Here is a 22,290-nt window from a genome sequence, read left to right as displayed (position 1 = left end):
CTTGAACGGAGCCCTGACCGTGCGCGTCGTTTCAGCCCTGCTGACTGGCCTGTTGAGCCTGGCCGTGCAAGCCGCCCCTTTCACGCCGGCCAGCCTGGACCGTGGCCTGTGGCCCGAGCAACTGGACAGCCCTGCGCTGTTCGATGTGGCGTCGCGGGCCGAAATCCTCTCGTTCGCCCGGGTACTGCACAAGAACGAGCTGCTCGACGAGAACGCCCTGGCAGCCCGGCTGGGCCTGCGGCAGGTCAACTTGCAGAAGATCAGGCAGGTGCGGGCGCGGCTGTGGCAGCGTCTTTGGCAGGGTTATCAACAGGCGCAACGCAGTTGCGAGCAAGATGCGTCCTTTTGCTATGCGGTGACGTCGATGGCCGAACTGCGCTTGCAAGCTGCGACCTTCGCCACCGATGTGGGTGAGTTCTACACCGGCTGGATCGAGCCCAGCCGGCAATTTCATGAGCAGTACCTGAACGAGCAACTGCGCAAGGCGGCGTTGTTGCCCCAGACCAGCAGCGAAGTACAGCGGCTGTCTGCCGCCGAGCGCAACGGCGATGAACTCAATGACCGGCTGTTTCTGCTCACCTTTGCCGGTGGGCCGGGTGCGGCGGCAGGCACCACAGACGAGCTGACTGCCTACTTGCGCAAGCAGAAACTCGACGGGACGTTCTTCGTGCTCGGCAGCCGTTTGCAGCAACGTCGCGACGGCGAGTCGCTGGCGGCCCTGCGGCGCTTGTATGCTGGCCAGTGCGTAGGCATTCAGGGGTGGGAATACCGGTCCCATGCGCAGTGGACGGACTGGCAGGCCTCGATCAGCCGCAGCCAGGCACGGGTACGGGCAGACCTGCCCGAGCAGTATGTGCCGCTGTTTCGCCCACCGTATGGCCAGCGGCGGGCCGATGGCCAGGCGTTCATGCAGCGTCAGCAGTTGCAGGTCTCGCTGTGGGATATCGATGCGCAGGACGACTCGGGCCTGAGTGCGCAGGCGTCAGCCGAGCGTGTGTTGACCTTGATGCTGCTATGGCGCAAAGGCGTGATCCAGTTTCACGACGCCTTGCCCAAGGCCAGGCCTGCGGTGCAATGGCTGCTTGAGCACACCGCGCAAAGCGGCATTGGTTGGCAGGATTGTCGCGAATATGGACAGGGCGAGCAGCAACCTGACTTCTGACTGTAGACCTGCTTGGCGCTGGCGCCAAGGCCTGTTCGTCAATCGGAAAAATAAAGTTGGCAATCGCATGAAAATGCTTTTTCCGGTCATGGCTTTTGCGGTATGAAGAAACCAGACAGCCGATTCCTGCAGCACAGGTGGCGTCACATCGGTCCACCTGGCCAGATCGCTTCCCGCCCGTAACAACGCGGATACGGGAAGAACGGCAGTCACTCCGCGGCGTAACAGACCACGCCGTGCCGCTTCGACATAAGGTGACCGAGTATGGATGACCAAGGACGCACCCCTTCCTCCAGCAAGCCAATCCTCTATGTGCTCGATACCAACGTCCTGATTCACGACCCCAACGCATTACTCAACTTCGAGGAGCACCACGTCGCCATTCCCATGACGGTGCTGGAGGAACTCGACAAGCTCAAGGCCGGTAAGCAAAGTATCGCTGCCGAATGCCGCCAGGCCATCCGCCTGATCGACCAGACGCTGGGTGATGCCTCGCCCAGTGTGGTGGAGCAGGGGGTACCCATCCAGCGTGGCAAGAGTGGGCCAAAAGGGTATCTGTCCATCCTGATGACTCCGCGCAACGAGCCGAACAAGCTGTTGCCCGAAACCCTCAACGACAACATCATCATCAATCAGCTGCTCGAAGTCAGGGCACGGCGCACCGACCTGGACGTGGTGCTGGTCACCAAGGACATCAACATGCGCCTGAAGGCGCGCGCCTGCGGCATCGCCGCCGAGGACTACAGCACCGACCAGCTGGTCGACGACGTGTCGCTGTTGTCCAAGGGCTATCATTCGGTCACCGGCTCGTTCTGGGACCGGGTCAGCAAGGTCGACACGCGTCAGGAACGTGGCCGTACCTGGCACCGGGTGCAACTGGCCGAGCCGCTGCCAGCGGTGCACGTGAACGAGTTCATCATCGATGAGCAAGGGTTCGTCGGCTGGATCAAGGGCACGCGCGAGGGCGAACTGCTGCTGCTCGACCTGCACCAGGAGCCGTTGCTGCATCAGGAAGCCTGGGGCCTGAAACCGCGTGACATTCACCAGAGCCTGGCGCTGTTGGCGCTGCTCGATCCGGATATCCACCTGGTCAACCTGACCGGGGCGGCGGGGTCGGGCAAGACCATCCTGGCACTGGCGGCGGCCATCGAGCAGACCATGGTCAGCAAGCGCTACCGGCGCATCATCGCCACCCGAAGCGTGCAGGGGCTCGACCAGGAAATCGGTTTTCTGCCGGGAACAGAGGCCGAGAAGATGGAGCCCTGGCTGGGCGCCATCACCGACAACCTCGAAGCCTTGCACATGGACGATGAAAGCACCCACGGCAGTGTCGAGTACATCCTCGAACGTGTGCCGCTGCAGTTCAAGTCGCTCAACTACATCCGTGGTCGCAGCTTCCAGCAGAGCCTGATCCTCATCGATGAGTGCCAGAACCTCACGCCGCACCAGATGAAAACCATCATCACCCGTGCTGGCGCGGGATCGAAGGTGGTGTGCCTGGGTAACCTGGCGCAGATCGATACACCGTACCTGTCCGCGACCAGTTCGGGCCTGACCTACCTGACCGAACGCTTCAAGGACTTCCCCCATGGCGTGCACATCACCCTGCAAGGGGTGCCTCGGTCGGTGCTGGCCGAGTTCGCCGAGTCCCACATGTAGCCCCGCGCGCCGGGCGGTTCATCCGCCCGGCGGCTTCTGGCCGCAATGCGTCGGCCTGGCCCCTGCTCAAACCTGACCCACCGGTTTACACTCTCAGCTCCCTTCACAGGAGCAGAGCAGTGCTGACACATCTTGATTCCCAAGGGCGGGCCAACATGGTCGACGTCACTGAAAAAGCCGTGACCGAGCGCGAGGCCACGGCCGAAGCGCGCGTGCGCATGTTGCCGCACACCCTGCAGATGATCGTCGACGGTGAGCACCCCAAGGGTGATGTCTTCGCCGTGGCGCGCATCGCCGGCATCCAGGCGGCGAAGAAGACCAGCGACCTGATTCCGTTGTGTCATCCGCTGATGCTGACCAGTGTCAAGGTCGAGCTCAGCGCCGAGGGCAGTGATGCAGTGCGTATCGTCGCCCGGTGCAAGCTGGCCGGGCAGACCGGTGTGGAGATGGAAGCGCTGACGGCGGCCAGCGTAGCCGCGTTGACCCTCTATGACATGTGCAAGGCCGTGGACAAGGGCATGGTCATCGAGCAAGTGCGCCTGCTGGAGAAGCTGGGCGGCAAAAGCGGCCCGTACAAGGTGCAAGGCTGATGAAGATCAAGGTGATGTATTTCGCTCGCTACCGGGAGCGGCTCGGGCGAGGTAGCGAGTCGCTCGAAGGGACGTTCAGGGTAGTGGACGATGTGCGCCTGGCGTTGGTGGGTAGAGGCGAGCCTTACCAGGTGCTGGCCGAGCAAAACCTGATGTGCGCGCGCAACGAGGAATTGTGCAGGCTGGATGAGCCTGTGCAAGACGGCGACGAAGTGGCCTTCTTTCCGCCTGTGACCGGAGGTTGAGCATGGCCGTTCGGGTACAGGAAGGCGCTTTCGATCCAGGCGTTGAGACCAACGCCTTGCATGCGGCCAACGTGGGTGTCGGGGCAGTGGTCAGTTTCATCGGCTACGTGCGGGACTTCAACGACGGCCAGGAGGTGGCGGGCATGGTGCTCGAGCATTATCCCGGCATGACCGAGAAGGCCCTGGCCAAGATCGTGGCCGAGGCACAGCAGCGCTGGCCGTTGTTGAAGGTCGAGGTGCTGCACCGCGTGGGGCATTTGGCGCCCGGCGAGCCGATCGTGTTCGTCGGCGTGGCCAGTGCCCATCGGCAGGCCTCGTTCGAGGCTTGCAACTTCATCATGGATTACCTGAAGACCCGGGCACCGTTCTGGAAGAAGGAAACGACCGGGCAAGGGGAACGATGGGTGGAAGGACGTCAGAGCGATCAGGACGCGGCGGGGCGATGGGCATAGGGGGGCGCGATTGACCTTGGGCGCTGCACGAACGCCCGGGAATCTGTGATGCCCAGGGCCGCTGCGCGGCCCATCGAGGCCGGTCCGGCGGCCAGGGGCATGGGCAGATCGACCTGACCGACCCAACCCGATCAGGCGTGCTTGCGCGGCACCGGCTTGAGCAACTCCTCAGGCGGCATTTCGCACTTGATCTTGCGCCCCAGCAGCGTCTCGATCGCAGGTAACTGGTACGAATCATCTTCGCCGGCAAAGCTGATCGATACGCCACTGGTGCCTGCCCGGCCGGTACGGCCGATCCGGTGCACGTAGTCGTCAGGGTCTTCCGGCAGGGTGAAATTGATGACATGGCTGATGCCGTCGATATGGATCCCGCGTCCAGCCACATCGGTCGCCACCAGCACCGTGATGCGCCCCTCACGGAAGTTCTCGAGGGTACGGATACGCTTGTGCTGGGGTACATCGCCGGACAACTGCGCGGCATTGACACCATCGCGTACCAGTTTTTCCTCGATACGGCGTACTTCATCCTTGCGGTTGGCGAACACCATCACCCGTTCCCACTTGTTCTGGGTCACCAGGTTGTACAGCAGCTTGTACTTGTCGCTGCCAGCCACCGCATAAACGTGCTGCTCGACCGTTTCGCTGGCCACGTTCTCGGGCTCGATCTCGACGATGGCGGGATTGGTCGTCCACTGCTTGGCCAGGTTCATCACATCATCGGTAAAGGTGGCCGAGAACAGCAGCGTCTGGCGCTCGCTCTTGGGCGGCGTCTGGCGAATGATCTGGCGCACCTGCGGGATGAAGCCCATGTCCAGCATGCGGTCGGCTTCGTCCAGCACCATCACCTCGACCATGTCCAGGTGCACCTCGCCACGCTGGTTGAAATCCAGCAGGCGGCCGGGCGTAGCCACCAGGATGTCGCAGTGCCGTGCTTCCAGGGCCTTGAGCTGCTTGTCGAAGTCCATGCCGCCGACGAAGCTCATCACGTTCAGGCCGGTGTATTTGGTCAAGGCGACCGCGTCCTTGGCGATCTGCACCACCAGTTCGCGGGTGGGTGCGATGATCAGGGCGCGCGGCTCGCCCATGTAGCGTTCCTTGGGCGGGGGCGTCTGTTGCAGCTGGGAAATGATCGAGATCAGGAACGCGGCAGTCTTGCCCGTACCGGTCTGGGCCCTGCCGATCGCATCCTGGCCGCGCAGCGTGAAGCCCAGCACTTGCGCCTGGATCGGCGTGCAGTAGGGGAAACCCAGGTCGTGAATGGCGTGCATTAGCTCGTTGGAGAGTTTGAAGTCGTGGAAACGCGTCTTGCCCTCCTGGGGCTCGACCACGAAGTCCTCCGGTTTCCACAGGCTGGCCTGGGGCTTGGGTTTTGGCTTGCGCTCTCGACGCGGTTTGTCGCTGGCAGGCTTGGTAGCGGCAGGTTGTTCGACCTGGGCGGCAGGCTGGCTGCGCGCAACGGCAGGGGCCGATGGCGCATGGGCCTGGGGGGCCGCTGGCGCCGGGGCAATGCTGGCAGCGGGCGCAGTGGCCTGGGGGGCAATGTCTCCCTTGCCGAATATTTTCTTGAGTGCCTTGAGCACGGTCATCTCGTCAATTGGTTAAGGAATGTACGCCGGGCAGTGTAATGCAAGATCCCTGCTCGGCGTAGTGCAATGGCCTTGAACGACCCGTGCGCGCGGCTTATTGAAGTTGCGTGGTCAGCCATTGGAGGATGTCGTTCAGCTCTTCGACGACCACTTCATGCTCCATTGGGTACTCGTGCCAGCGGGCAGCGACGCCCCAGGTGTTCAGGTACTCGAAGGCCGTGCGCCCCATCGACGGGATCACCACCGGGTCGTGCACGCCATGCAGGCACAGGGCCGGGGTGCGTTGCTGGCACGCGCTCAGCGTGTGCTCGTCAGCGAAGGTGGGGGCATAGGTGGAGAGGGCCAGCACGCCACCCAGGGCTTCCTGCCACTTTATATAGGCCGTGTGCAGCACCACGGCGCCGCCTTGGGAGAACCCGGCCAGGAAGATGCGCGACAGGCTGATGCCCTTGGCCTGCTCGGCCTTGATCAAGGCGATGACCTGCTCGGCCGAGGCATCGAGCTCGGCCTCGTCGATGGCCCTGGCCGGCGTCATGGCCTTGATGTCGTACCAACTGGGCATGGCGTAGCCGCCGTTGATGGTCACCGGCCGGGTCGGCGCCTGGGGCATGACGAACCGGGTCGTGAGCAGATGCTGCTGCATGAATTCGGCCACCGGTAGGAAGTCGTAACGGTCCGCGCCCAGGCCGTGCAACCAGATCACACAGGCATCTGCGGCTTTTTGAGGTTCGAGAATGAGTGGGTCGGTCATGGCTGCTCCGAAAACGTGCGTGTGGAAGAGGTCGTGCTTGAAAAGAAGGCGCGCGCCCGGCGAGTCGGAAAAAGAATGTCGCAACGATGCAACTTTCCCTACTTGACTCGTGCTTAAACGCTCAAGCCACGCAATCTGGTACGCGGTTTGCACTTCCATCTGTGATGCAAAGGACAGGCCGAGACGGTAACACCCTTTGCACGCGAAGGCTGTCACAGAACAGCCCATTGCGCCAAGTGACCCAATAACAAGCCAATACGGGTCGGATGCGCCTCAAAAGGGTGCGGTGCAATTCCGGCTCGATACAACAAGAGCGATTTGGAGGTTGTGAATGAAGATGTTGAAAACCACCCTGGCAGTCCTGACCGCTGCCGCTGCCCTGGGCGCTGTGAGTACGGCCCAGGCCGGGGCGACGCTCGATGCGGTTAAGAAGAAGGGCTTCGTCCAGTGTGGCGTGAGTGACGGTCTTCCTGGCTTCTCGGTTCCGGATGCACAAGGCAAGATCGTCGGGATCGACGCCGATGTCTGTCGCGCCGTGGCGGCAGCCGTGTTCGGGGACGCGACCAAGGTCAAGTTCAGCCAGCTCAACGCCAAGGAACGCTTCACCGCGCTGCAATCGGGCGAAGTCGACGTGCTGTCGCGCAACACCACCTGGACCAGTTCGCGCGATGCCGGCATGGGCCTGATGTTCACCGGGGTCACCTATTACGACGGCGTAGGTTTCCTGGTCAACAAGAAGCTTGGCGTATCCAGTGCCAAGGAGCTCGATGGCGCGACCATCTGCATCCAGGCCGGCACCACGACCGAACTGAACGTATCGGACTTCTTCCGCGCCAACGGCCTGAAATACACCCCCATCACCTTCGACACCTCGGATGAAAGCGCCAAGTCCCTGGAGTCTGGCCGTTGCGATGTGCTGACGTCGGACAAATCTCAACTGTTCGCCCAGCGTTCCAAGCTGGCTGCCCCGGCTGACTACGTGGTACTGCCGGAAACCATTTCCAAGGAACCGTTGGGGCCGGTCGTGCGCAAGGGTGACGAGGAGTGGTTCAGTATCGTCAAGTGGACCCTGTTCGCCATGCTCAATGCCGAAGAAGCCGGCATCACCTCCAAGAACGTCGAGGCCGAGGCCAAGGGCACCAAGAACCCGGACGTGGCGCGTCTGCTCGGTGGCGACGGCGAGTACGGCAAGGACCTCAAGCTGCCCAAAGACTGGGTAGTGCAGATCGTCAAGCAAGTGGGCAACTACGGCGAAGTGTTCGAGAAGAACCTTGGCCAGAGCACCGACCTGAAGATCGACCGTGGCATGAATGCCTTGTGGAACAACGGCGGCATCCAGTACGCACCCCCTGTGCGCTGATGGTTGCACCTGCGGCGGCATCCCGCCGCCGCAGGCGGTCCGCTACCCTTTTCTTCGGGGCATTTCATGCAAAATCCAATTGGCGCACGAAAGGGTTTATCCCTGAGCGATCCACGTGTGCGCGCGTGGCTGTTCCAGCTACTGACCATCGTCTTCGTGGTCGGTCTGGGCTGGTACCTGTTTCACAACACGCAAACCAACCTGCAGCACCGGGGCATCACCTCGGGGTTTGACTTTCTTGACCGCAGTGCCGGCTTCGGCATCGCCCAGCACCTGATTCCCTACGTGGAGTCGGACAGCTATGCGCGGGTGTTCGTCATCGGGCTGCTCAACACCTTGCTGGTGACCCTCATCGGCGTGGTGCTGGCCACAGTGCTGGGCTTCATCATCGGCGTCGCCAGGCTGTCGCCGAACTGGATGATCAACAAGCTGGCTACCGTGTATGTGGAAACCTTCCGCAACATCCCGCCGCTGTTGCAGATCCTGTTCTGGTACTTCGCCGTGTTCCTGACCCTGCCAGGGCCGCGGGGCAGCATCAACATCGACGACGCGTTCTTCATCAGCAACCGCGGCCTGAACATGCCTGGGGCCTCCATGGCAGAAGGCTTCTGGCCCTTCGTGGCTGCCCTGCTGGTAGCTGTGCTGGCAACCGTGTTGATGGTGCGTCGAGCCAACCGGCGCTTCGAAGAAACCGGCCAGCCGTTTCACAAGTTCTGGGTAGGGCTGGCGCTGATGATCGTCATCCCAAGTGCCTGTGTGCTGTTGTTCGGCAGCCCCGTGCAGTGGGAGGTGCCGCAGCTCAAGGGCTTCAACTTTGTCGGCGGCTGGGTACTGATCCCTGAACTGCTGGCGTTGACCCTGGCCTTGACGATCTACACGGCGGCGTTCATCGCCGAAATCGTGCGCTCGGGCATCCGTTCGGTCAGCCACGGCCAGACCGAAGCAGCCCGCTCCCTGGGACTGCGCGAAGGGCCAACCTTGCGCAAGGTGATCATCCCGCAGGCGCTGCGCGTGATCATTCCACCGCTTACCAGCCAGTACCTGAACCTGGCGAAGAACTCCTCGCTGGCCGCAGGCATCGGCTACCCGGAAATGGTTTCGTTGTTCGCCGGCACCGTACTCAACCAGACCGGCCAGGCCATCGAAGTGATCGCCATCACCATGAGCGTCTACCTGGCCATCAGCATCAGCATTTCGCTGTTGATGAATTGGTACAACAAGCGCATCGCGCTGATCGAACGGTGAGGACACGCCTGTGAATGCTCATGTTTTCAAACCTGACATGCCGCCTCCGGTCAAGACCGTCGGTGTGCTCGCCTGGATGCGTGCCAACCTGTTCTCCAGCTGGCTCAACACCCTGCTTACCCTGTTCGCCATCTACCTGGTCTGGCTGATCGTGCCGCCGCTGCTGCAGTGGGCGTTGATCGACGCGAACTGGGTGGGCACCACCCGTGCCGACTGCACCAAGGAAGGCGCCTGCTGGGTGTTCATCCAGCAGCGTTTCGGCCAGTTCATGTATGGCTACTACCCATCCGAGATGCGCTGGCGGGTGGACCTGACGGTATGGCTGGCGGTGCTGGGCGCAGCGCCGCTGTTCATCCGCAGCTTCCCGCGCAAGGCGGTCTACGGCCTGGGGTTCCTGGTGCTGTACCCGCTGGTGGCCTACACCCTGCTGCACGGCGGACTGTTCGGCCTGGAGACGGTACCGACCAGCCAGTGGGGCGGCCTGATGCTGACGCTGGTGATCGCCACCGTAGGCATCGTCGGGGCCTTGCCCCTGGGGATCGTACTGGCACTGGGGCGGCGCTCGCGCATGCCGGCGGTGAAAGTGGTGTGCGTAACCTTCATCGAGTTCTGGCGAGGCGTGCCACTGATCACGGTGTTGTTCATGTCGTCGGTGATGCTGCCGCTGTTCCTGCCCGAGGGCATGAGCTTCGACAAGCTGCTGCGGGCCATGATCGGGGTGATCCTGTTCCAGTCGGCGTACATCGCCGAAGTGGTGCGTGGGGGCCTGCAAGCCATTCCCAAGGGGCAGTACGAAGCCGCCGCCGCCATGGGGCTGGGCTACTGGCGCTCGATGGGGCTGGTGATCCTGCCCCAGGCGCTCAAGCTGGTTATCCCTGGCATCGTCAACACCTTCATCGCCCTGTTCAAGGACACCAGCCTTGTGATCATCATCGGCCTGTTCGACCTGCTCAACAGCGTCAAGCAAGCTGCCGCCGACCCGGCCTGGCTGGGCATGGCCACCGAAGGCTATGTGTTCGCCGCCCTGGTTTTCTGGATTTTCTGTTTCGGTATGTCCCGCTACTCCATGCACCTGGAGCGCAAGCTGGACACTGGCCACAAGCGTTAGGAGTTTCGAAATGAGTGAAGCGATCAAGCAGCCTGCCGGCCCCGAAGGCATCATCCAGATGCAGGGCGTGAACAAGTGGTATGGCCAGTTCCATGTGCTCAAGGACATCAACCTCAATGTTCGCCAGGGCGAGCGCATCGTGCTGTGCGGGCCCTCGGGCTCGGGCAAGTCCACCACCATCCGCTGCCTGAACCGCCTGGAAGAACACCAACAAGGGCGAATTGTGGTCGACGGTGTGGAGCTGACCAACGACCTCAAGCAGATCGAGGCCATCCGCCGCGAAGTGGGCATGGTGTTCCAGCACTTCAACCTGTTCCCGCACCTGACCATCCTGGAAAACTGCACTTTGGCCCCCATGTGGGTGCGCAAGATGCCCAAGCGCAAGGCCGAGGAAATCGCCATGCACTACCTGGAGCGAGTGCGTATACCGGAGCAGGCGCACAAGTATCCAGGGCAGTTGTCCGGTGGTCAGCAGCAGCGCGTGGCCATCGCCCGGGCGTTGTGCATGAAGCCCAAGATCATGCTGTTCGATGAGCCGACCTCGGCGCTGGATCCGGAAATGGTCAAGGAAGTGCTCGATACCATGGTTGGCCTTGCCGAAGATGGCATGACCATGCTTTGCGTGACCCACGAAATGGGCTTTGCCCGCACCGTGGCGAACCGGGTGATCTTCATGGACAAGGGCGAGATCGTCGAGCAGGCGTCACCGGACGATTTCTTCGACCGGCCACAGAGCGACCGCACGCGCTTGTTCCTTAGCCAGATTCTGCATTGATGCAGTAGAAGGGCGATTGGCCTGCGTGGCGCCGCAGGCCAATCCCAAGCGCCCACGTGCTGGCCACTTGCGTTACTTTTCTTCCTGCTTGGCCACCGGCGCTGGCGGTGGCCGCAGGCCTACCTCGGCGATCAGCTTGAGCTGCTGACCGTTGCGCATCACCTCGATGGTGATCTTTTCGTTGGGCTTGATGCGCGCCACCTGGTTCATCGACCGGCGGCCATCGCCCGCCGGCTCGCCGTTGATGCTCAGGATCACATCCCCCAACTGCAGACCGGCCTTGGCTGCCGGGCCTTCGCGGAAAATGCCCGCCACCACGATGCCTGGCCGGTCCTTCATGCCGAACGACTCGGCAAGCTCTGCGCTTAGCGGCTGAACTTCGATGCCCAGCCAGCCCCGGATGACCTGGCCGTGCTCGACGATCGACTTCATCACCTCAAGGGCCAGCTTCACTGGAATGGCGAAGCCGATGCCTTGCGAGCCACCCGACTTGGAGAAGATAGCGGTGTTGATGCCGATCAGGTTGCCGTTGGCATCCACCAGGGCGCCGCCCGAATTGCCCGGGTTGATCGCCGCGTCGGTCTGGATGAAATCTTCGTAGTTGTTCAGGCCCAGCTGGTTGCGGCCGGTGGCGCTGATGATACCCATGGTCACGGTCTGGCCGACCCCGAACGGGTTGCCGATCGCAAGGGATACGTCGCCGATGCGAATGGTGTCGGAGCGCCCGATGGTGATGGCCGGCAGCTTCTTCAGGTCGATCTTGAGCACCGCCAGGTCCGTCTCCGGGTCGCTGCCGATCACCCTGGCCAAGGTTTCCCGGCCATCCTTGAGCGCCACGACGATCTGGTCGGCGCCGCTGGTCACATGGTTGTTGGTCAGCAGATAGCCCTCGGGGCTCATGATCACCGCCGAGCCCAGGCTGGACTCCCAGCGGCGTTGCTTGGGCAGGTTGTCGCCGAAGAACCGGCGGAACTGCGGGTCTTCGAACAGCGGGTGCGAGCTCTTGTTCACCACCTTGGTGGTGTACAGGTTGGCCACCGCAGGCGCAGCCAGGGTAACGGCATCGGCATAGGAGACCGGGCCCTGCACCACCTGCGTGGACTGGGGCGCCTGTTGCAGGTTGACATCCTGGCTGGGCAAGCCGACCCACTCCGGAAAGCGTTGGATGATCAGGGCGGCGATGAGCACGCCGGTGAGCAGGGGCCAGCCAAAGTAACGCAGAGCCTTGAACATGAACGAATCCTGGAAAGAGCCGGGGCCTGGGGCCGCGCAGTGGAGCGTGGGCGCGCGATCATACACCGGTTCCCCCAGTGCCTACGACGGCCCATAATGGCCGGCATTATACGGACCTTCGCCAGGCCTTGCGCCTGGCAGGCACGCAGTTTTTCGAGGAGATTTCCCATGGCCGTCGCGCTGAGTACATTGGTCGAAGAAGCCGAGCGCTACCTGGGCAGCAGCAGGATCCAGGACTATTGCCCCAACGGCTTGCAGGTCGAAGGCCGGCCGCAGGTCGGGCGCATCGTCACTGGCGTGACCGCCAGCCAGGCCTTGCTCGATGCAGCCGTTGAGGCTCAAGCCGATCTCGTGCTGGTGCACCATGGTTATTTCTGGAAGGGGGAAAACCCCTGCATCACCGGCATTCGCCAGCGACGCCTGAAAACCCTGCTCAACAACGACATCAGCCTGCTGGCCTTTCACCTGCCGCTCGACGTCCATCCGGAAGTGGGCAACAACGTGCAGCTGGCGCAACAGCTTCAGATCACCGTAGAGGGCCCGCTCGACCCAGACAACCCGAAGGTGGTCGGGCTGGTCGGGTCGCTGGCCCAACCCATGACTGCCCGCGATTTTGCCCGCCGTGTGCAGGATGTGCTGGGGCGTGAGCCGTTGCTGGTCGAAGAAGACAGGGTCGTTCGTCGTGTCGGGTGGTGCACCGGCGGTGGGCAGGGGTACATCGACACGGCCATCGCGGCCGGGGTGGACTTGTACCTGACCGGCGAAGCATCGGAACAGACCTACCACAGCGCCCGCGAAAACGGCGTGAGCTTCATCGCCGCAGGGCACCATGCGACCGAGCGCTACGGAGTGCAGGCATTGGGCGATTACCTGGCACGGCGTTTTGCCGTAGAGCACCTGTTCATCGACTGCCCAAATCCGATCTGACCGACCTGTCGGCGCAGGCCGCGTGGCAACGGGTTGGCGGGCTTGAGCGCCGACCCGCAGCCCAAACCCGCAGTCATATGGTTAGACGCTTTCGATCTATCCAGGCGCCTAAATAGAAGCATCTGCTGTGATAGAGTGGCTCGCTCGAACACGGCCCGCTGGCCGTCCATAAGATCGTTTTTCGTGAGTAGCCATGGTCGACAAACTGACGCACTTGAAACAGCTGGAGGCGGAAAGCATCCATATCATCCGCGAGGTGGCCGCCGAGTTCGACAACCCGGTCATGCTGTACTCGATCGGCAAGGATTCCGCCGTGATGCTGCACCTGGCGCGCAAGGCTTTCTTCCCGGGCAAGCTGCCGTTCCCGGTGATGCACGTCGACACCCAGTGGAAATTCCAGGAGATGTACCGCTTCCGCGACAAGATGGTCGAGGAAATGGGGCTCGACCTGATCACCCACGTCAACCCCGAGGGTGTGGCCCAGGGCATCAACCCGTTCACCCATGGCAGCTCCAAGCACACCGACATCATGAAGACCCAGGGCCTCAAGCAGGCGCTGGACAAGCATGGTTTCGATGCCGCTTTCGGTGGCGCGCGCCGCGACGAAGAAAAGTCGCGTGCCAAGGAGCGCGTGTACTCCTTCCGTGACAGCAAGCACCGCTGGGACCCGAAGAACCAGCGCCCTGAGCTGTGGAACGTGTACAACGGCAAGGTCAACAAAGGCGAGTCCATTCGTGTGTTCCCTCTGTCGAACTGGACCGAGCTGGACATCTGGCAGTACATCTACCTCGAAGGCATCCCGATCGTGCCGCTGTACTTCGCCGCCGAGCGCGAAGTCATCGAGAAGAATGGCACCCTGATCATGATCGACGACGCGCGCATCCTCGAGCACCTGTCCGAGGAAGAAAAAGCCCGCATCGTCAAGAAGAAGGTGCGTTTCCGTACCCTGGGCTGCTACCCGTTGACGGGCGCCGTGGAGTCCGAAGCCGAGACGCTCACCGACATCATTCAGGAAATGCTCCTGACCCGCACCTCCGAGCGCCAGGGCCGGGTCATCGACCACGACGGCGCCGGGTCCATGGAAGACAAGAAACGCCAGGGCTATTTCTAAGCTTCAAGCGGCAAGCTGCAAGAGCAATCGAGCGCGCAGCGTTCGAACCTTGTGGATTGCCGCCTGCATGGCCCGCGAGCGCTCCAGAATGCCAAGTGGGTTGATCAACCTAATTTCTAACTAGTTGTACGCCGACAAGCTTGCCGCTTGAAGCTGACAGCTTGGAGCTTGAATGAGATGAGTCACCAATCCGATTTGATCAGCGAAGACATCCTCGCTTATCTGGCTCAGCACGAGCGCAAAGAACTGCTGCGTTTCCTGACCTGCGGCAACGTGGATGACGGCAAGAGCACCTTGATCGGGCGCCTGCTGCATGACTCGAAGATGATTTACGAGGACCACCTCGAAGCCATCACCCGTGATTCGAAGAAGTCCGGCACCACAGGCGAGGAAGTGGACCTGGCGCTGCTGGTCGATGGCCTGCAGGCCGAGCGCGAGCAGGGCATCACCATCGACGTGGCCTACCGTTACTTCTCCACGGCCAAGCGCAAGTTCATCATTGCCGACACCCCGGGCCACGAGCAGTACACACGTAACATGGCGACCGGCGCATCCACCTGCGACCTGGCCATCATCCTGGTCGATGCCCGCTACGGTGTGCAGACCCAGACCCGCCGCCACAGCTACATCGCCTCGTTGCTGGGCATCAAGCACATCGTGGTCGCCGTCAACAAGATGGACCTCAAGGGCTTCGATGAAGGCGTGTTCGAGTCGATCAAGGCCGACTACCTGGCCTTCGCCGAAGCCATCAACCTGACGCCCAGCAGCCTGCACTTCGTGCCGATGTCCGCGCTCAAGGGTGACAACGTGGTCAACCACAGCGAGCAGTCGCCGTGGTACACCGGCCCGACATTGATGGAAATCCTGGAAACTGTGGAAGTGGCGGCCGACCGCAACTTCACCGACCTGCGTTTCCCGGTACAGTACGTCAACCGCCCCAACCTGAACTTCCGTGGTTTTGCAGGCACCCTGGCCAGCGGCGTGGTGCACAAGGGCGATGAAGTCGTCGTGCTGCCGTCGGGCAAGAGCAGCCGTGTGAAGTCCATCGTCACCTACGACGGCGAGCTGGAAAGCGCAGGCCCGGGTCAGGCCGTGACCCTGACCATGGAAGACGAGATCGACATCTCCCGTGGCGATTTGCTGGTGCATGCCGACAATGTGCCGCCTGTGACCGACCAGTTCGAAGCCATGCTGGTGTGGATGGCCGAAGAGCCGATGCTGCCGGGCAAGAAGTACGACATCAAGCGTGCGACCAGCTACGTGCCGGGTTCGATTGCCAGCATCACCCACAAGGTGGACGTCAATACCTTGGAAAAAGGCGCTGCCAGCGCCTTGCAGCTGAACGAGATCGGTCGCGTCAAGGTATCCCTGGACAGCGCCATTGCGCTGGACGGCTACGAGAGCAACCGCACCACCGGTGCGTTCATCGTCATCGACCGCCTGACCAACGGCACCGTGGGCGCCGGCATGATCATCGCCCAGCCTGTGCTGCCCCATGGCAGCGCCGGGCAGCATGGCAAGTCGGCGCATGTCTCGACCGAAGAGCGTGCCCTGCGCTTTGGCCAGCAGCCGGCGACCGTACTGTTCAGCGGCCTGTCCGGCGCTGGCAAGAGCACCCTGGCCTACGCTGTGGAGCGCAAACTGTTCGACATGGGCCGTGCCGTTTATGTACTCGACGGGCAGAACCTGCGCCATGACCTGAACAAGGGCCTGCCACAGGATCGCGCTGGCCGTACCGAGAACTGGCGCCGCGCCGCCCATGTGGCGCGCCAGTTCAACGAAGCCGGCTTGCTGACCCTGGCCGCCTTCGTGGCCCCGGATGCCGAAGGCCGCGAACAGGCCAAGGCCCTGATCGGCAAGGATCGCCTGGTGACCGTCTACGTCCAGGCCTCGCCACTGGTGTGCCGCGAACGCGATCCGCAGGGCCTGTATGCCGCCGAAGGCGACAACATTCCAGGCGAAAGCTTCCCGTTCGATGTGCCACTGGATGCCGATCTGGTCATCGATACCCAGGCCACTAGCGTGGATGAAGGTGTGAAGCTGGTGCTGGATGTGTTGAGGCAGCGGGGGGCGATCTAATCGCTGGCTTGCAAAAAAACCCGCTTCGGCGGGTTTTTTATATACGCGTAATCCGTTGCTTTTGCGGGGTCCGTAAGAGCAACTGTCTTGCTGAGAATCTGAAAGGTTGCGCAACCAGGAGCTATAGCCGCGAACACTGGCAAAACTGGTGCCATTCACCGCCGCGTGCAAAGAGTCTTCCCTAAGCCTCAGAGCTGTATCCATACCCGGGAGGCTAGCGATTTTTAATTCTGAATCCTGCAAGCCCCCCTGACGCTCTCCACTCCAAGAGCTGCGCCATGCCTTGTTCGGAGCATCCTTCTCTTTCGTCGTCGGTGTCGGTTAAGGGTGTTCGCCGTGGCATATATCTTCTATTGGGGAGCAGGCGCTCATGATGTATTCAGACGGATCCTACAAGTTAAAACTTACTCCGTCAGGTAAGCTTCAATTGCTCATTGAAAATGTGAGTGTGCTTTTAGGCACAAAAAGCGCCGTTATAAATTCCAGCAGTGGAGGGGCTGTATGGCTTTGCGTAGTGAATTAATGCCACCCAAACTTGATGAGAAGCTAGTTTCGAAGCTGACTAGTCTTTCTGAGGAAATAGACTGCGGGCAACGCGACCTGACGGAACACATGGTTCTCGAGTTTAATCAGCTCGCTTCAACTTCCTTTGATTTCCTGGATTTTCAAGGCATCTACGGTGGCCAAGATCATGATACTTGGGTCCGCAAAGTCTTATATGAGCCCTATATCAAGCCGGTACCCGACGTTACTACCGATGAGCTGGTTGAGATGATGCGAAGGGTCATGGAGTGTGAAGGGGCTGAACATGAGGTTGATTTTTGGTTATTTATGTTGGAAGTGAATGTACCTAATGAGCGACTCGTGGATTTGATTTTTCGCCCCCATGTATATTTCGCTGTCCCCGATTTTTCTCAGGAGTTATCACCTGAGCAAGCAGTTTATTTGGCGCTGAATACAACAGCTGTTGCTGATGGCTAGATTCGGTGATGGAGTAGCAGCCTTGCTTGATGTGATCTATAACTCAGCTGGCACCTAGGTCACCTCAAAGTTGAGGCCCTAGGTAGTCAGGGCCTTGCTGCTTTTTACTAGCATTGAAATCTCCTTTTCCGTTCACCTGCCATCACACTTTTACAACTTTTAGAATCTCATATGCCTCAGTGTCGGTCACGGTGCTGAATAGCAGGTAATATCCGGAGGGATGCTGTCACACCTCTGGACGCCAGCGATGAGGATCATCGTCGTGAAGCGCTGCCGGCCTACAGCCTGTTCGACAACTTGGTCAAGCAGGCATTTGGTTAGGCTGGCGGGCGTCAAGAGCGGCTGCAGGCATTGTTTATCGCTCGGAACTTGTCCTAGGCTCTGTATGAAAGGTTTTGAGACGAAGGTCAGGTAAGGCGAAAACAGCCGAGGAACGGTCAGAGTCGCGTTCGACTTTACGGGTTGTAAATGAGCATTCCGACCGGGCTGGCGATCCAGGCTGTTTCCAACCCAGCATCACCGTGTATCAAGGCTTTTCACACAGAGCCTAGATATGCTTCTCCGACACAGGTATCACTCGTCTTTCCTTCACCGCCTTGTAGGAAAAGCTCGAATAAATTTCCTTCACTCCCGGCAGACGCTGAAGCACCTCACGGGCAAATTCTCCGAAGGCCTCTAAGTCCTTGGCCACGATTTCCAGCAGAAAATCGTACCGCCCGGAAATGTTGTGGCAGGCCACAATCTCGGGTATCTCCATCAGCCGCTGCTCGAACGCCAGCGCCATGGGCTTGGTGTGGGAGTCCATCATGATGCTGACGAAGGCAGTTACCCCAAACCCAAGCGACTTGGGTGAAAGTGTGGCCCGGTAGCCAGTGATATAACCGTTCTCTTCCAACAGCTTGACCCTGCGCCAGCATGGCGAAGTGGTCAGCGATACCAGGTCCGCAAGCTCGGCGACGGTGAGGCGGGCATTATTCTGCAAGGCCGCGAGTAGTGCGCGGTCGATGCGGTCCAGGGGTGCAGGCATGCTTTGCCCTCAAGTATTCACGTTTCTTGTTTTTGTTCCAAAGCAGCGCTGATGGGCTGGTCATTTTGGAAAAATTCTTGGGTTGCAGTGGCATAAGCTTAGATCAAACCAACAAGAGGCTGTTGCCATGCGCGACTCCCGTCACGACAACGGTTTTTCAACGCGTGCCATCCATCACGGCTACGACCCGCTTGCGCACGGCGGCGCACTGGTACCGCCGATCTACCAAACCGCTACCTATGCCTTCCCCACCGTCGAATATGGCGCGGCGTGCTTTGCCGGTGAACAGGCCGGACATTTCTACAGCCGTATCTCCAACCCCACGCTGAATTTGCTCGAAGCGCGCATGGCTTCGCTTGAAGGCGGGGAGGCGGGCCTTGCGCTGGCATCGGGGATGGGCGCCATCACGTCCACGCTCTGGACCCTGCTGCGCCCGGGCGATGAGTTGATCGTCGGGCAGACCGTGTATGGGTGCACCTTTGCCTTTATGCATCATGGCATCGGGGCGTTTGGCGTGACGATTCGCCACGTCGACCTCAACGATGCCGATGCGCTGCGCGCTGCGCTCAGTGACAAGACGCGCATGATCTACTTCGAGACCCCCGCCAACCCGACCATGCGGCTGGTCGACATTGCCGCTGTGGCCGAAGCGGTACGCGGCCGCGATGTGCTGGTGGTGGTCGACAACACCTACTGCACGCCTTATCTGCAACGGCCGCTGGAACTGGGCGCTGATCTGGTCGTGCATTCGGCCACCAAGTACCTCAGCGGCCATGGCGATATCACCGCCGGCCTGGTGGTGGGCCGCCAGGCACTGGTCGATCGCATTCGTCTGCAAGGGCTCAAGGACATGACCGGGGCGGTGTTGTCACCCCAGGACGCCATGCTGCTGATGCGCGGCATCAAGACCCTGGCCCTGCGCATGGACCGGCATTGCGAGAACGCCCAACAGGTCGCCGACTACCTGTCGCGTCAGCCGCAGGTGGAGTTGATTCACTACCCAGGCTTGCAGTCGTTTGCGCAGCACGACTTGGCCAAGCGGCAAATGCGCCTGCCCGGCGGCATGATCGCCTTCGAACTCAAGGGCGGCCTGGGCGCCGGACGCCGCTTCATGAATGCGCTGGGCCTGTTCGCGCGCGCTGTGAGCCTGGGTGATGCCGAGTCGTTGGCCCAGCACCCGGCAAGCATGACCCACTCAAGCTATACGCCCGAAGAGCGGACGCAGCACGGTATCTCCGAGGGGCTTGTGCGTCTATCGGTAGGGCTTGAGGATGTCGAGGACCTGCTGGCAGACGTACACCAGGCGTTGCGCGCTGGCGCATGAGGTGGGGTCGGGCAAGCGCTACTGCGGGGGACGCCTGGATTGACGGTGATCGTGCATTGAAAAGGCCTCTTTCGAGGCCTTTTCAATGTCAGTGCTTCAGACCATAGCTCTCGTCGAGCATGCCCGGTGAGTTGGGCGTTTTCGGTGCATAGTCGCGCGGCACTTCGGCGGTGTCTCTGGGCGGCGTCAGGCGACTGTGCGGACCGTGGGAGCTTTCCGAGTGCAGCGCTGCCAGCAGGCGTTGACGCGTCACTTCGTCCAGGGCCAGGTTGTTGGCGCCGTCGGCCAGATGATCCTGGACATCCTGATAGCTCTGGTTGAGCTTTTTGACCAGTACGGCGGTGCTGTTGAAGTGCGTCACCACCTGGTTCTGGTAGCTGTCGAAACGCTGTTGGATGTCATCGAGCTGGCGCTGGCTGCTGCTGGGCGCAGCGTTGGGCAACAGGCGCGCCACGACGAAACCGACGACCACACCGATGACCAGGGCCAGGGTAGGCAACAACCAAACAAGGAGCGAGAGTTCCACGAGTCCTTCCTCTATAAACGGCTTTGCTTTACGTTAACGGCTCAGACCTGCGCTGTATACCGCGAGCGATCGCAAATCAGAACAGAATTCCTCACCTAGACGAATCGACCTCCCCCAAGGTCACGGAGTAGTGCCTTGCTTGTCCGCGAAACCCCTCTGTTCATCGACGGCCCCAGTGGCCCGCTCGAAGCCCTCTACCTGGACGTGGCAGACGCCCGTGGCGCCGTGCTGATCTGTCACCCCAACCCGGTCCAGGGCGGCACCATGCTCAACAAAGTGGTTTCGACATTGCAACGCACGGCCCGGGATGCCGGGTATGTGACCCTGCGTTTCAACTACCGCGGCGTCGGGCAGAGTGCCGGCAGCCATGACATGGGACAAGGCGAGGTGGCTGATGCTCAAGCCGCTGCCGCCTGGCTGCGGGCGGCGCATCCCGGTCTGCCCTTGGTGCTGATGGGCTTTTCCTTCGGCGGCTTCGTGGCGACCGCCCTGGCTGGCCGCCTGGAAGCCGAAGGCGTAGCCTTGCAGCATCTGTTCATGATCGCCCCGGCCGTCATGCGCCTGACCGAGCAATTTCCCGTGCCGCAACGGTGCCCGGTGACCCTGGTGCAACCCGATGCCGACGAAGTCGTTTCACCGACGCTGGTATACGATTGGTCCGACAGCCTGTCGCGCCCCCATGAGCTGCTGAAAGTGGCAGAATGCGGACACTTCTTCCATGGCAAGCTGACCGACCTCAAGGATCTGCTGCTGCCACGCCTTTCGAACTGAGCCAAGCCTGAATAAGCGAACACCCATGACCACGCGTATCCTCACCGGTATCACGACCACCGGCACTCCGCACCTGGGCAACTACGCCGGTGCCATCCGCCCGGCCATCCGAGCCAGCCAGCAGCCTGGCGTGGACTCGTTCTACTTCCTGGCCGACTACCACGCCCTGATCAAATGCGACGACCCGCTGCGCATCCAGCGCTCGCGCCTGGAAATCGCCGCCACCTGGCTAGCCGGTGGCCTGGATCCGGACAAGGTGACCTTCTACCGCCAGTCCGACATTCCGGAAATCCCCGAGCTGACGTGGCTGCTGACCTGCGTTGCGGCCAAGGGCTTGCTCAACCGGGCCCATGCCTACAAGGCATCGGTGGACAAAAATGTCGAAAACGGCGAAGACCCGGACGCTGGCGTCACCATGGGCCTGTTCAGCTACCCGGTGCTGATGGCGGCGGACATCCTGATGTTCAACGCCAACAAGGTGCCGGTTGGCCGTGACCAGATCCAGCACGTGGAAATGGCCCGCGATATCGGCCAGCGCTTCAACCACCTGTTCGGCCAGGGCAATGAGTTCTTCGCACTGCCGGAAGCGGTCATCGAGGAAAGCGTGGCCACCTTGCCCGGCCTGGATGGGCGCAAGATGTCCAAGAGCTATGACAACACCATCCCGTTGTTCACCAGCGCCAAGGACATGAAGGATGCCATTTCGCGCATCGTGACGGACTCGCGCGCGCCCGGTGAGGCCAAGAATCCGGACGACGCGCACCTGTTCACGCTGTTCCAGGCCTTCTCCACCCCTGCACAGTGCGCCGAGTTCCGAGCCGAGCTGGAGCAGGGCCTGGGTTGGGGCGAAGCCAAGCAGCGCCTGTTCCAGCTGCTCGATGGCCAGTTGGCGGAAAAGCGCGAGTATTACCATCAGCTGATCGCCCGGCCTGCGGACCTGGAGGACATCCTCCTGGCAGGCGCGGCCAAGGCGCGCACCATCGCCACGCCGTTCCTGGAACAATTGCGCGAGGCCGTTGGCCTGCGTTCGTTCCGCAGCAGCGTGCAGACCACGGCGAACGTCAAGAAGAAGGTCGCCAAGAGCGCGCGCTTTGTCAGCTTCCGGGACGAAGACGGCAGCTTCCGCTTCCGCTTGTTGGCTGCCGATGGCGAGCAACTGCTGTTGTCCCGCAGCTTTGCCGATGGCAAGGGCGCCGGTGCCGCAAGCAAGCAGTTGCAGCAAGGCGATGGGATCGATATCCGCGCCGAGGGGCTGGGCTTTGGTGTGTGGCTCAAGGGTGAGCCGGTTGCCGACGGTGCGTCATTCGACAGCGAACAAGCCCGTGATGCAGCCATCGAGCGTCTTCGTGCAGCGCTTGAGCCGCAACAGGACTGATCG

General features: G+C 61.4%; 21 protein-coding genes. 16 read left to right on the top strand and 5 right to left on the bottom strand.

Features of this window, described 5'->3' with window-relative positions; genetic code table 11:
• The first annotated feature begins 19 nt into the window (after positions 1 to 19).
• From FS767_RS08860 to moaE, 5 genes are all read left to right on the top strand, one after another.
• Positions 20 to 1,162 carry a polysaccharide deacetylase family protein gene (locus tag FS767_RS08860; protein WP_144964888.1) on the top strand — a complete coding sequence of 381 codons (1,143 nt, stop codon included), beginning with the start codon at positions 20 to 22 and terminating at the stop codon, positions 1,160 to 1,162.
• A gap of 264 nt (positions 1,163 to 1,426) precedes the next feature.
• Positions 1,427 to 2,821 carry a PhoH family protein gene (locus FS767_RS08855; protein WP_023534350.1) on the top strand — a complete coding sequence of 465 codons (1,395 nt, stop codon included), beginning with the start codon at positions 1,427 to 1,429 and terminating at the stop codon, positions 2,819 to 2,821.
• A 119-nt stretch (positions 2,822 to 2,940) separates the two neighbouring features.
• Entirely contained in the window at positions 2,941 to 3,411 is a 471-nt protein-coding gene (gene moaC / locus FS767_RS08850) for a cyclic pyranopterin monophosphate synthase MoaC (RefSeq protein WP_023534451.1), read from the top strand.
• Entirely contained in the window at positions 3,411 to 3,656 is a 246-nt protein-coding gene (locus FS767_RS08845; RefSeq protein ID WP_144964887.1) for a MoaD/ThiS family protein, read from the top strand. The genes moaC and FS767_RS08845 overlap by 1 nt, the downstream gene beginning before the upstream one ends.
• A gap of 2 nt (positions 3,657 to 3,658) precedes the next feature.
• Positions 3,659 to 4,108, top strand: coding sequence for a molybdopterin synthase catalytic subunit MoaE (moaE, locus tag FS767_RS08840; protein WP_144964886.1), 450 nt, complete (start codon positions 3,659 to 3,661; stop codon positions 4,106 to 4,108).
• Positions 4,109 to 4,239: 131 nt separating this feature from the next.
• Here the strand turns inward: moaE and rhlB are convergent, their stop codons facing one another.
• On the bottom strand, positions 4,240 to 5,688 hold the full coding sequence (rhlB, locus tag FS767_RS08835) for an ATP-dependent RNA helicase RhlB (RefSeq protein ID WP_144964885.1): 1,449 nt from the start codon (positions 5,686 to 5,688) through the stop codon (positions 4,240 to 4,242).
• 100 nt (positions 5,689 to 5,788) lie between these two features.
• Positions 5,789 to 6,445 (bottom strand): alpha/beta hydrolase, encoded by a 657-nt coding sequence (locus FS767_RS08830; protein WP_058604930.1) that lies wholly within the window; start codon positions 6,443 to 6,445, stop codon positions 5,789 to 5,791.
• 331 nt (positions 6,446 to 6,776) lie between these two features.
• Between FS767_RS08830 and FS767_RS08825 the strand changes: the two genes are divergently transcribed.
• The 4 genes from FS767_RS08825 to FS767_RS08810 all read left to right on the top strand — a co-directional run bounded on the left by FS767_RS08825 (position 6,777) and on the right by FS767_RS08810 (position 10,933).
• On the top strand, positions 6,777 to 7,805 hold the full coding sequence (locus tag FS767_RS08825) for an amino acid ABC transporter substrate-binding protein (RefSeq protein ID WP_058604931.1): 1,029 nt from the start codon (positions 6,777 to 6,779) through the stop codon (positions 7,803 to 7,805).
• A 66-nt stretch (positions 7,806 to 7,871) separates the two neighbouring features.
• On the top strand, positions 7,872 to 9,050 hold the full coding sequence (locus FS767_RS08820; RefSeq protein WP_144964884.1) for an amino acid ABC transporter permease: 1,179 nt from the start codon (positions 7,872 to 7,874) through the stop codon (positions 9,048 to 9,050).
• Between the two features lie 10 nt (positions 9,051 to 9,060).
• A complete protein-coding gene (locus tag FS767_RS08815; protein WP_058604933.1) occupies positions 9,061 to 10,158 on the top strand; it encodes an amino acid ABC transporter permease in 1,098 nt (365 codons plus the stop codon).
• A 10-nt stretch (positions 10,159 to 10,168) separates the two neighbouring features.
• Entirely contained in the window at positions 10,169 to 10,933 is a 765-nt protein-coding gene (locus FS767_RS08810; RefSeq protein ID WP_027914459.1) for an amino acid ABC transporter ATP-binding protein, read from the top strand.
• Between the two features lie 72 nt (positions 10,934 to 11,005).
• On the opposite strand, the gene algW is transcribed toward FS767_RS08810, so the two are convergent.
• Positions 11,006 to 12,166 carry a Do family serine endopeptidase AlgW gene (gene algW, locus FS767_RS08805; RefSeq protein WP_023534328.1) on the bottom strand — a complete coding sequence of 387 codons (1,161 nt, stop codon included), beginning with the start codon at positions 12,164 to 12,166 and terminating at the stop codon, positions 11,006 to 11,008.
• 168 nt (positions 12,167 to 12,334) lie between these two features.
• Between algW and FS767_RS08800 the strand changes: the two genes are divergently transcribed.
• The 4 genes from FS767_RS08800 (at position 12,335) to FS767_RS08785 (ending at position 17,264) form a co-directional block, all read left to right on the top strand.
• Complete coding sequence (locus tag FS767_RS08800; protein WP_049696503.1) at positions 12,335 to 13,093, top strand: Nif3-like dinuclear metal center hexameric protein; 759 nt, start codon at positions 12,335 to 12,337, stop codon at positions 13,091 to 13,093.
• A gap of 193 nt (positions 13,094 to 13,286) precedes the next feature.
• Positions 13,287 to 14,204, top strand: coding sequence for a sulfate adenylyltransferase subunit CysD (gene cysD / locus FS767_RS08795; RefSeq protein WP_058604935.1), 918 nt, complete (start codon positions 13,287 to 13,289; stop codon positions 14,202 to 14,204).
• A gap of 177 nt (positions 14,205 to 14,381) precedes the next feature.
• Positions 14,382 to 16,283: a sulfate adenylyltransferase subunit CysN gene (gene cysN / locus FS767_RS08790; RefSeq protein ID WP_144964883.1), complete on the top strand. Its 1,902-nt coding sequence runs from the start codon at positions 14,382 to 14,384 to the stop codon at positions 16,281 to 16,283.
• A gap of 501 nt (positions 16,284 to 16,784) precedes the next feature.
• Positions 16,785 to 17,264: a hypothetical protein gene (locus tag FS767_RS08785; RefSeq protein WP_144964882.1), complete on the top strand. Its 480-nt coding sequence runs from the start codon at positions 16,785 to 16,787 to the stop codon at positions 17,262 to 17,264.
• A 547-nt stretch (positions 17,265 to 17,811) separates the two neighbouring features.
• On the opposite strand, the gene FS767_RS08780 is transcribed toward FS767_RS08785, so the two are convergent.
• The gene (locus tag FS767_RS08780; protein ID WP_144964881.1) at positions 17,812 to 18,291 is read right to left on the bottom strand and encodes an Lrp/AsnC family transcriptional regulator; all 480 of its coding nucleotides are present in this window, start codon (positions 18,289 to 18,291) and stop codon (positions 17,812 to 17,814) included.
• A 127-nt stretch (positions 18,292 to 18,418) separates the two neighbouring features.
• Between FS767_RS08780 and FS767_RS08775 the strand changes: the two genes are divergently transcribed.
• Positions 18,419 to 19,615 (top strand): methionine gamma-lyase, encoded by a 1,197-nt coding sequence (locus tag FS767_RS08775; RefSeq protein ID WP_144964880.1) that lies wholly within the window; start codon positions 18,419 to 18,421, stop codon positions 19,613 to 19,615.
• Between the two features lie 88 nt (positions 19,616 to 19,703).
• Here FS767_RS08775 and FS767_RS08770 read toward each other — a convergent pair whose 3' ends face one another.
• On the bottom strand, positions 19,704 to 20,141 hold the full coding sequence (locus FS767_RS08770) for a YhcB family protein (protein ID WP_023534478.1): 438 nt from the start codon (positions 20,139 to 20,141) through the stop codon (positions 19,704 to 19,706).
• A gap of 135 nt (positions 20,142 to 20,276) precedes the next feature.
• Between FS767_RS08770 and FS767_RS08765 the strand changes: the two genes are divergently transcribed.
• Both FS767_RS08765 and FS767_RS08760 read left to right on the top strand, forming a co-directional pair.
• On the top strand, positions 20,277 to 20,912 hold the full coding sequence (locus FS767_RS08765; protein WP_144964879.1) for an alpha/beta hydrolase: 636 nt from the start codon (positions 20,277 to 20,279) through the stop codon (positions 20,910 to 20,912).
• Positions 20,913 to 20,937: 25 nt separating this feature from the next.
• Entirely contained in the window at positions 20,938 to 22,287 is a 1,350-nt protein-coding gene (locus tag FS767_RS08760) for a tryptophan--tRNA ligase (RefSeq protein ID WP_144964878.1), read from the top strand.
• Positions 22,288 to 22,290 lie beyond the last annotated feature (3 nt).

It is taken from the genome of Pseudomonas sp. DE0010 (assembly GCF_007680745.1).
Taxonomy (GTDB): domain Bacteria; phylum Pseudomonadota; class Gammaproteobacteria; order Pseudomonadales; family Pseudomonadaceae; genus Aquipseudomonas; species Aquipseudomonas parafulva_B.
Note: the sequence above shows the minus strand (reverse complement) of the source record. Positions and strands in the feature narration are given on the sequence as shown.